Source organism: Arenimonas sp. (assembly GCF_041913985.1).
GTDB lineage: Bacteria > Pseudomonadota > Gammaproteobacteria > Xanthomonadales > Xanthomonadaceae > Arenimonas.
The window spans coordinates 20,648-29,456 of the sequence record NZ_JAYSEG010000038.1 but is presented as its reverse complement, the minus strand read 5'-3'; the positions used below and the strand labels follow the sequence as shown (position 1 = coordinate 29,456).

General features: G+C 72.4%; 6 protein-coding genes and 1 pseudogene. 4 read left to right on the top strand and 3 right to left on the bottom strand.

What is annotated here, in order from left to right:
* A pseudogene (aceE, locus tag ACE3Q2_RS11795) lies at positions 1-845 on the bottom strand (pyruvate dehydrogenase (acetyl-transferring), homodimeric type); the annotation flags it as partial.
* 104 nt (positions 846-949) lie between these two features.
* On the opposite strand from aceE, the gene ACE3Q2_RS11790 reads away from it, so the two are divergent.
* From ACE3Q2_RS11790 to ACE3Q2_RS11775, 4 genes are read left to right on the top strand one after another with little or no spacing between them, the layout of a single operon-like run.
* The gene (locus ACE3Q2_RS11790) at positions 950-2,941 is read left to right on the top strand and encodes a SpoIIE family protein phosphatase (protein ID WP_374474207.1); all 1,992 of its coding nucleotides are present in this window, start codon (positions 950-952) and stop codon (positions 2,939-2,941) included.
* Positions 2,938-4,902, top strand: coding sequence for a SpoIIE family protein phosphatase (locus ACE3Q2_RS11785; RefSeq protein ID WP_374474205.1), 1,965 nt, complete (start codon positions 2,938-2,940; stop codon positions 4,900-4,902). The genes ACE3Q2_RS11790 and ACE3Q2_RS11785 overlap by 4 nt, the downstream gene beginning before the upstream one ends.
* A gap of 2 nt (positions 4,903-4,904) precedes the next feature.
* On the top strand, positions 4,905-5,333 hold the full coding sequence (locus ACE3Q2_RS11780; RefSeq protein WP_374474208.1) for an ATP-binding protein: 429 nt from the start codon (positions 4,905-4,907) through the stop codon (positions 5,331-5,333).
* Complete coding sequence (locus tag ACE3Q2_RS11775; RefSeq protein WP_374474204.1) at positions 5,330-5,713, top strand: STAS domain-containing protein; 384 nt, start codon at positions 5,330-5,332, stop codon at positions 5,711-5,713. The genes ACE3Q2_RS11780 and ACE3Q2_RS11775 overlap by 4 nt, the downstream gene beginning before the upstream one ends.
* Positions 5,714-5,729: 16 nt before the next feature.
* Here ACE3Q2_RS11775 and ACE3Q2_RS11770 read toward each other — a convergent pair whose 3' ends face one another.
* Together ACE3Q2_RS11770 and ACE3Q2_RS11765 are read right to left on the bottom strand one after the other, a co-directional pair.
* On the bottom strand, positions 5,730-7,670 hold the full coding sequence (locus ACE3Q2_RS11770; protein WP_374474202.1) for an alpha/beta fold hydrolase: 1,941 nt from the start codon (positions 7,668-7,670) through the stop codon (positions 5,730-5,732).
* Positions 7,667-8,809, bottom strand: coding sequence for an acyltransferase family protein (locus ACE3Q2_RS11765; protein ID WP_231698298.1), 1,143 nt, complete (start codon positions 8,807-8,809; stop codon positions 7,667-7,669). Before ACE3Q2_RS11765 ends, ACE3Q2_RS11770 begins: the two co-directional genes overlap by 4 nt.

The following is an 8,809-nucleotide window of genomic DNA, read 5'->3' as shown; positions in this document are numbered from 1 at the left end:
TCCAGCTCCTGGATGATCTTGCCATTGCCGCGCACCGGGCCGTCCAGGCGCTGCAGGTTGCAGTTGATGACGAAGATGAGGTTGTCCAGGCCCTCGCGGCCGGCCACGCCGATGGCGCCCAGGCTCTCGGGCTCGTCCGTCTCGCCGTCGCCCAGGAAGCACCACACCTTGCGGTCGCTGGGTTCGATCAGGCCGCGGCTTTCCAGGTACTTCAGGAAGCGCGCCTGGTAGATGGCGCTGATGGGGCCCAGGCCCATGGAAACGGTGGGGGTCTGCCAGTAGTCCGGCATCAGCCACGGGTGCGGGTAGCTGGAGATGCCCTTGCCGTCCACTTCCATGCGGAAGTTGTCGAGCTGGGCCTCGCTGATGCGGCCTTCCAGGAAGCTGCGGGCGTAGATACCCGGCGAGCTGTGGCCCTGGATGTACAGGATGTCGCCCGGGTGCGAAGCGCTGGGCGCGCGCCAGAAGTGGTTGAAGCCCACGTCGTACAGCGTGGCGCCGGAGGCGAACGAGGCGATGTGGCCGCCCAGGTCGCCGGGGCGGCGGTTGGCGCGCACCACCATGGCCATGGCGTTCCAGCGGATGATGGAGCGGATGCGCCATTCCATCATGGCGTCGCCGTCGCTCTTGGCCTCGAGGTGCGGCGGGATGGTGTTGATGTATTCGGTGGTGGGCTGGAACGGCAGGTGCGCACCGGCGCGGCGGGTCAGTTCGACCATGCGCTGCAGCAAATGGTGGGCGCGCTCGGGGCCGTCGGCGTCCAGCACGGCCTTCAGCGATTCCATCCACTCGCGGGTCTCGACGGGGTCGAGGTCGTTTTCCAGTGCGTCGGTCAGCCAGTTCATTTTTCTCTCTTCCTCGCGGCCGGCGGCCCGGCGCGTCGTCGTTTCCGGATAAGAACCGGAAGTTTACCGCAGGGTATGCTCCGGGGGCGGCTTCGGAGGGAAGCATGACGGACCAGCAGCCACGGCGGGGGTCGGTCGGCGGGCGCCAGGTGCCCTGGCGCCGCAGCCTGCGCACGCGCCTGCTGCTGTGGTCCAGCCTCACCAGCGTGCTGCTGCTGGCGGCCGTGGCGGCGGTGTTCTACCTGGCCCTGCGCGGGGTGCTGATCGCCAACACGCAGGCCGAAATGCGCGGGCTGGCCCAGCAGGCCGCCGGGGGCCTCGAGGCCACGCTCGATTCGGTGCAGGTGAGCGGCCGCACGCTGGCGGGCGCGGCCTCGGGCCTGGGCCGGCAACCGCTGAACCTGCGCGCCCTGCTCGAGGCCACGCTGGCCGCCGACCCCGACATCGCCGGCGTGATGGTGGCCATGGAGCCCGGCCGCCTCGGCGACGACGACCCGGGCTTCGACTGGTACGTGCGCCGCGAGGGCCTGGGCCTGGTGAACACCACGCTGCAGGGCCTGGGCTACGACGACTACCGCGTGATGCCCTGGTACACGCGCACCGTGGGCACCGCGCTGCCCTGGTGGAGCGAGCCCTACCGCAACGACGCCACCGGCGGCGAGTGGTTCGTCACCTACAACCTGCCGCTGTTCCGGCCCGGCGGCGAAGGCATGGGCGCCATCGGCATGGTCAGCCTGGACGTGCCGGTGAAGCGCCTGCGCGGCCAGCTGGGCCAGCTGGTGGACGCGCCGGGGCTGGTGCCCATGCTGTTCTCGCCGGAATTCCGGGCCGTGGTGCATCCGGAGGCGCCGTTCCGCGACGGCGGCCCGCTGCCCAAGGTGATCGAAAGCACCGGCCGCCACGACCTGGCGCCGCTGGCCGACGCGCTGCGCCGCCGCCTGCCGCTGGAGTTCCAGCACACGCTTGCCGGCAACGGCCCGCGCGCGGGCGAACGCCACCACAGCTTCATGCTGCCGGTGGGCGAAACCGGCTGGAGCTTCGCGCTCAGCGTGCCCGAGCACGTCATCCTGGCCCAGCTCAATGCGGTGACGCTATGGGGCCTGGGCGGCGGCCTGCTGGGCGTGGTGCTGTGCGTGTGGGCGGTGCGCCGGCATTCGGGGCTGATCGCCAAGCCCATCGAAGACCTCACCGACGCCGCGCACCATTTCGCCCGCGGCGAGTTCGACTATCCGCTGCGCCACGTGGAGCGCGAGGATGAAGTAGGCGTGATGGCGCGCGCCTTCGACACCGCGCGCGGCTCCATCAAGCGCCAACTGGTGGAGATCGCCGAAATGGGCGCGGCGCGCTCGCGGCTGGAGAGCGAGCTGGGCATCGCCCGCGACATCCAGCTGGCCCTGCTGCCCGGCCCGGGCGAATTGCGCGGCGGCGGCTTCCGCGTGGCCTGGCACGGCCTGCTCGACCCGGCCAAGGAAGTGGGCGGCGACTTCTACACCGTGTTCGAGCGCGAGGGCGGCGTGCTGTGGTTCGCCATCGGCGACGTGTCCGACAAGGGCGTGCCGGCGGCGCTGTTCATGGCGCGCACGGTGACGGTGCTGGAAGTGGCGGCGCAGGCCGGCGGCTCGCCGGGCAGCGCGTTGCGCGCGGCGGCCCAACACCTGGCCGAGGGCAACGACACCTGCATGTTCGCCACCGTGCTGTGCGGCGTACTGGACCTGCGCACCGGCCAGCTGGTGCTGGCCAGCGCGGGCCACGAACCGCCGGTGCACCTGCACGCCGACGGCCGCCGCGAACTGCTGCCCGTGCCCACCACCGGCCCGCTCGGCATCGACGTGGCCGACGACTACCCGCCGTGGCGCGGCCGCCTGGCGCCGGGCGACACCCTGCTGCTCTACACCGACGGCGTGACCGAAGCCTTCGACCCGGCCAACCGCGCCTTCGGCGAAGCGCGCCTGCTGCAGGCGCTGGCGCCGGGAGACGAACCCGCCGCGCTTTGTCACCGGCTTCACGCCGCCGTGCAATCCTTCGCGGGCGAGGCGCCGCAGTCGGACGACATCACCCTGCTGGCGCTGCGCTACGAAGCCGGGGAGTCCGCGTGAACGACCTGTCCGCCGCCGCCACCCACGTCGTGCACTGGCGCCACAGCCTGCGCACGCGGCTGATGGGCTGGTTCGGCGCGCTGCTGGCGCTGGTGCTGGTGGCCGGCTTCGCGGTGGCCTATTACGTGGCGCGGCAGCAGCTGCTCGCCGAGGCCGAAGACCGCACGCGCTTCGAAGCGCGCCAGGCCGCCGAACGCGTGGCTGCCGCCATGGCCTCGGTGCGCATCACGTCCGACGGCGTGGTCGGCCTGTTCAACCGGCTGGGCCTGCAGCGCAACGACCTGGTGGGCGCGATGGAAGCGCTGGTGGCGGCCGACGGCTCGGCCGCGGGCGGCCTGGTGGCGCTGGAACCGGGCGTGCTGGTGGACGGCCAGCCGCTGGCCTACTACGCCGGCCGCGACGCCTTCGGCGTGCCCGACCGCGACATGCTGGCCGACGGCTACGACCTGTTCGCGCAGGGCTGGTACCAGCGCACGCTGCAGGCACCGGCGCCGTGGTGGTCGGAGCCCTACTTCAACGAAACCGCCGGCGGCGTGTGGATGGTCACGCTCAACCGCCCGCTGCGCGACGCCCAGGGCGTGGCCCGCGGCATGGTGAGCCTGGACGTGCCGGTGCGCCGGCTGGGCGAACTGCTCGACCCGGTGCGGCAGATCCCCGGCCATCGCGTGATGCTGTTCGCGCCCGGCGGCACCATCGCCCTGCACCCCGAGCCCGGCGTGGCGCTGAACAACACGCTGGCGGGCTTCGCCGAAAGCGCCGGCCGCACCGACCTGGCGCCCATGGAAACCGCGCGCGCCGCCGGCCAGCCGCTGGAGTTCCGGCACCGCCCGCCGGCCGGCGGCAGCGAACGCTTCACGGTGTACACGCCCATCGCCGATTCGGGCTGGGGCCTGCAGATTTCGCTCGAATACGACGTGGTGCTGGCCGACCTTCGGCGGCAGGTGCGCTGGCTGGGCCTGGGCGCGATGCTGGCGGTGCTGGTGATGGCACTGGTGGTGCGCCGGCTGGCCGCGCGCATCACCGTGCCGCTGAGCGAACTCACCGGCTCGGCCGGGCATTTCGCCATCGGCGAATACGACTGGCCGGTGCCGCACGACACCCGCGGCGACGAGGTGGGCGTGATGGCGCGCGCGCTGGAACGGGCGCGCGACTCCATCCGCTTCCAGCTCGACGAGATCGCCGGCATGGCCAGCGAACGCCAGAAGCTGGAGAGCGAACTCGACATCGCCCGCGACATCCAGCTGGCCATGCTGCCGCCGCCGCGGCAGGTCAGCGCCGCCGGTGCGCGGGTGGAGGCCGGCGCCTTGCTCAAGGCCGCCAAGGCCGTAGGCGGCGACTTCTACAACTTCTTCGACCAGGGCGACGGCGTGCTGTGGTTCGTGGCCGGCGACGTTTCCGACAAGGGCGTGCCGGCGGCGCTGTTCATGGCCCGCACCATGACCGTGCTGGAAGTGGCGGCGCAGCTGGGCGGCTCGCCCGCGCGTGCGCTGGCCGAGGCCTCGCGGCACCTGGTGGAAGGCAACGACACCTGCATGTTCGCCACCGCCCTGTGCGGCAAGCTCGACCTGGCCACCGGCGAGCTGGCCATGGCCAACGCCGGCCACGAACCGCCGGCGCTGCTGCGCGCCGACGGCCAGCGCGAATGGCTGGCGGTGCCGGCCGGCGGCCCGCTGGGCTTCGAGGCCCACGACGACTACGTGCTGTGGACGGGCCGGCTTGGCCACGGCGACACGTTGGTGCTTTATACGGACGGCGTGACCGAGGCCTTCGACCCGGCCAACCTGGCCTTCGGCGAACAGCGGCTGCTTGAGGCGCTGGCGCCGGGGCGCGGGGCCCAGGGCCAGTGCGAGGCGCTGCTGGCGGCGGTGCAGGCCTTCGCGGCCGGCGCGCCGCAGTCCGACGACATCACCGTGCTGGCGCTGCGCTACCTGCGCGACGACGGCACCGAAGGGGAAGCGTGAGCATGCACATCGTGCTGCAGGTGCCGCAGGAAGAAGGCCAGCTGGGCGACCTGGTGGCCGCCATCGAAGGCGTGCTGGCCCGCGAGGGCGTGCACCCGGGCGTGGCGCACGACGTGCAGCTGGTGACCGAGGAGGTCGTCTGCAACGCGCTCGACTACGGCCGCATCGAAGGCCGGCAGCACGAGATCAGCGTGGGCATCGCCATCGAAGGCCCGCTGGTCACGCTGGAGTTCCGCGACGACTGCGTGGCCTACAACCCGCTCGATCGCCCCGAGCCCGACCTGGACGCCGACATCGCCGACCGCCCGGTGGGCGGGCTGGGCGTGCACCTGGTCAGGCAGCTGGCCGAAGAAGTCACCTATGCCCGCGAAGGCGTGCACAACGTCCTTCGCGTCGTCCTGAGAACCGAGCCCCCCGGGAGAGCCGCATGAACCTGAGCGTACAGATCCAGCCCGCCAGCAACGGCAGCCAGCGCGTCGCCATCGGCGGGCGCCTCGACACCCACAGCTACCAGGAGCTCGACCGCCAGCTGGCGCCGCTGCTGGCTTCGCCCATCCATTCGCTGGTGCTGGACCTGGCCAACCTCGAATACATCAGCTCGGCCGGCGTGCGTTCGGTGTTCAAGGCCCGCAAGGCCCTGGCCGCACGCGGCGGGCGGGTGCTGGTGGCGCACCCGCAGCCGCAGATCCAGAAGGTCTTCGACGTGGTGAAGGCGGTGCCGCTGAACGAGATCTTCTCGTCCATGGCCGAAGCCGACGCCTACCTCGACGCCATGCAGCAAAAAGTCCTGCGCGGCGACGACGAAGAATAAAGAAACGGGGTCAGGTTCACTTTCCGCCCGCGGCGAGCCACTGCTCCACCAGGGTGGGCCAATCGGCCACGGGCTTGCCGGCAGGGCGCAGGCCGAAGGCGTGGCCGCCCGTGGCGGGCAGGTGCAGTTCCACGGGCACGCCGGCGGCTTCCAGCGCGCGGGCGTAGAGCGTGCTGTTGCAGGGGTCGTCCACGGGGTCATCCTGCGCGTGCAGCAGGAAGGTGGGCGGAATGTGCGGGCCAATGGGCAGGCCCGGGTCGAGCACCCCGCCCTCGCGGCACAGGTGGCCGGGGTAGAGCGCGATGGCGAAGTCGGGCCGGCTTGAAACGCGGTCCACCGCATCCGCCGGCGCGTAGGCCGGCTCGGGCAGGGCGCTCGTCTGCGCCACCAGGTAACCGCCGGCGGAAAAGCCCATCACGCCGATGCGCGCCGGATCGATGCCCAGCGTTGCCGCTTGCGCGCGCAGCAACCGGATGGCGCGCTGCGCGTCCTGCAGCGCCAGCGGCACCGGCGGCGTCACGTGGCAGCGGCAGGCCCGGTCCCAGTGGTGGTTGCTGCCGGGCACGCGGTACTTGAGCAGCGCGCAGGCCATTCCGCGCGAGGTGATCCAGTCGCAGGCCTCGGTGCCTTCGATGTCGATGGCCAGGAGGTTGAAGCCACCGCCGGGGAACACCACGATGGCCGCGCCGTTCGGCTCCCCGCGCGCCGGGTACACGGTGAGCGTGGGCTCGCTGACGTCGCCGATGCCGGTGTATTCACGCCCGGGCACCTTGGCGACGCGGAACACCGTTTCCGGCCGGCGCGGCCCGGGCGGCATGTCCGGCGCACCCGCGGGCCACAGCGGCTGCTGGCGCAGGCCGTCGTTCGGCGGCCAGGCGCTGGTGGGCGACTGCTCCGCGAGGAAACCGGCGATGGCGCCGGCGTACGCGGCCGGCTGCTCCCACCAGAGCAGGTGGCCGGCGCCTTCGATGAACTGGTAGCGCGCGTTCGGGAACAGCGAGACGTATTCGTAGGCTTCGGCGTAGGGCACGAAGTCGCACTGCCCCTGCAGCACCAGCACCGGCGCGGTGAAGCGGCGCATGCGCGGGCGCGGGTCCTGCACGCCGCCGAACCAGTTCGCGCCGGTGCGCACGTAGAAGCCGGCGCCGCCTTCCTCGGGCTGCACCCTGGCGGGGTCGCAGACCATGTTGCGGGTGAAGCCGGCCGCCAGCGTGTTGAGCGCCGCGTCGGCCTCGGCGTCGGAGACGAGCTTGACGTCGAAGGCCATGGCGACGGCCTGCGCCAGCACCAGCTTCACCGGCAGGGCCGTCAGCGCGGTGTCGCGGCGGTACTGCTCGGCATCAGGCGGGCGGAAGTCCAGCGCGGCGGGCACGGGAAAAGCCGCCTCGACGCGCGGGCGGCCCGCGTCGTCGTATTCGGCGGGCTCGAGGTTGCCGGGCGAACTGAGCACGAGCGCCTCGACGCGCTCCGGGTGCGCCGCGGCGAAATACGTGGCCACGCGCGCGCCGTGCGAATGCCCGATGAGCGCCACGCGCGCGGCGCCGACATGGCGCGAGACGATCTCGTGCAGGTCGTCCACCTGGTCGGGGAAGCTGCTGGCCTTCGGCCGCGCCAGGCGGTCCGACAGGCCCGAGCCGTGCTGGTCGTACAGGTACACCGGGTGGCCCGCATCCGCCAGCGGCTGCAGGGCGCGGATCACCGAGGAATGCACGTAACCGCCCGGGCCGCCGTGCAGGAACAGCACCGGCGTGCGCCCGGGCACGCCGGCCGCCGGCGCCAGGCGCGTATAGGCGATGCGATAGCCGCCCGACATTTCCCAGTAGCGCGTGTCGGTTCGCGGTTCGATGGCGGCGACCGTGGCGCGCACCGGCACCAGGCAGGCCACGGCGGCCGCCAGCACCAGCAGCACGGCAACCAGCAGCGCGGCACGCGCGGCGAGGCGGAGCCAGCGCTTCATGCGGCGCGCTCCGGAACCGGCGCCAGCGGCCGCTTGAACAGGCGGCCCGCCAGCAACCGGCCGATTACCGTGCCGCGCACCAGCCACTGGTAGCTGGCCAGGCAAACCGCCAGCGTCACGCCGGTGGCCAGGGCCCACTTCGCCGGCCACGGCATGGCCAGGTCCATCAGGCGGTACTGCAGGGCGAACAGCACCGGCAGGTGCACCAGGTAAACCCAGTACGAGGCGTCGGCGAGCCAGCGAAGCAGCGCATGGGCGCTGTCGAGCCAGCGCGTTGCCGCCAGCAGGCACCACAGCGTCATCCAGTAACCCGCGGCGGCTTCCAGCAGCACCGGCCAGCCGTGCGCCGGCGCGCCGCCGCGCCACCCGAACAGCAGCGCATGCGCCGCCACCGCGCCCACCAGCAGATACCAGAAGGCCGGCCGCAGCCGTTCAACCAGGACCGCGTGCCGGAACACGCAGGCGCCAAGCGCGAAATACGCGCCGAAATAGACCATCGCCCACAGCGCCGGCAGGAAACCGTCGGGCGCCGGCCACGGCGCGCCGGGCACGATCAGCGCCGGCGCCAGCGCGAGCGGCGGCAGCGGCACCAGCGCCGCCGTCGGCAGCCGGGCGAAGCGTGTTCCAACGCGTTCGAACCCGAGCGTGGCCACCACCCACGCCAACAGCGTGAACACCAGCAGGTAGAACAGGAACCACAGGTGCATCCAGCCCGTGAGCCAGGGCAGCTCGCCGCCCGCCTGCAGGTAGCCGCGGACCCAGGCCAGCGCCGGCGGTGGATTAGTGCTGTCCTCGGCGGCCTGCAGCGTCAGCGCGTGCATGGCCAGGCTGGCCAGTGGCAGGAACACCAGCAGCGGCAGCCCCACGCGCGCGCCGCGGTTGCGGAACAGGCCGGCCATGCCGTGGCGCGCCAGCAGGTGCGCGCTGAAATAGCCGGCCACCAGGAAGAACACCGGCATGCGGAAGGCGTGCAGGAACCAGGCGAGCGCGTCCACCACCGGCGCGTTGCCGGCGTCGGCGGCCGGCCACAGCGGATGCATCATGGGGCTATGGGCCAGCGCCGCGTGGAAGCCCACGCCGGCGAGCATCGCCAGCGCGCGCAGGTTGTCCATCGCCGGCAGCCGGCCGTGGGCGTCCAT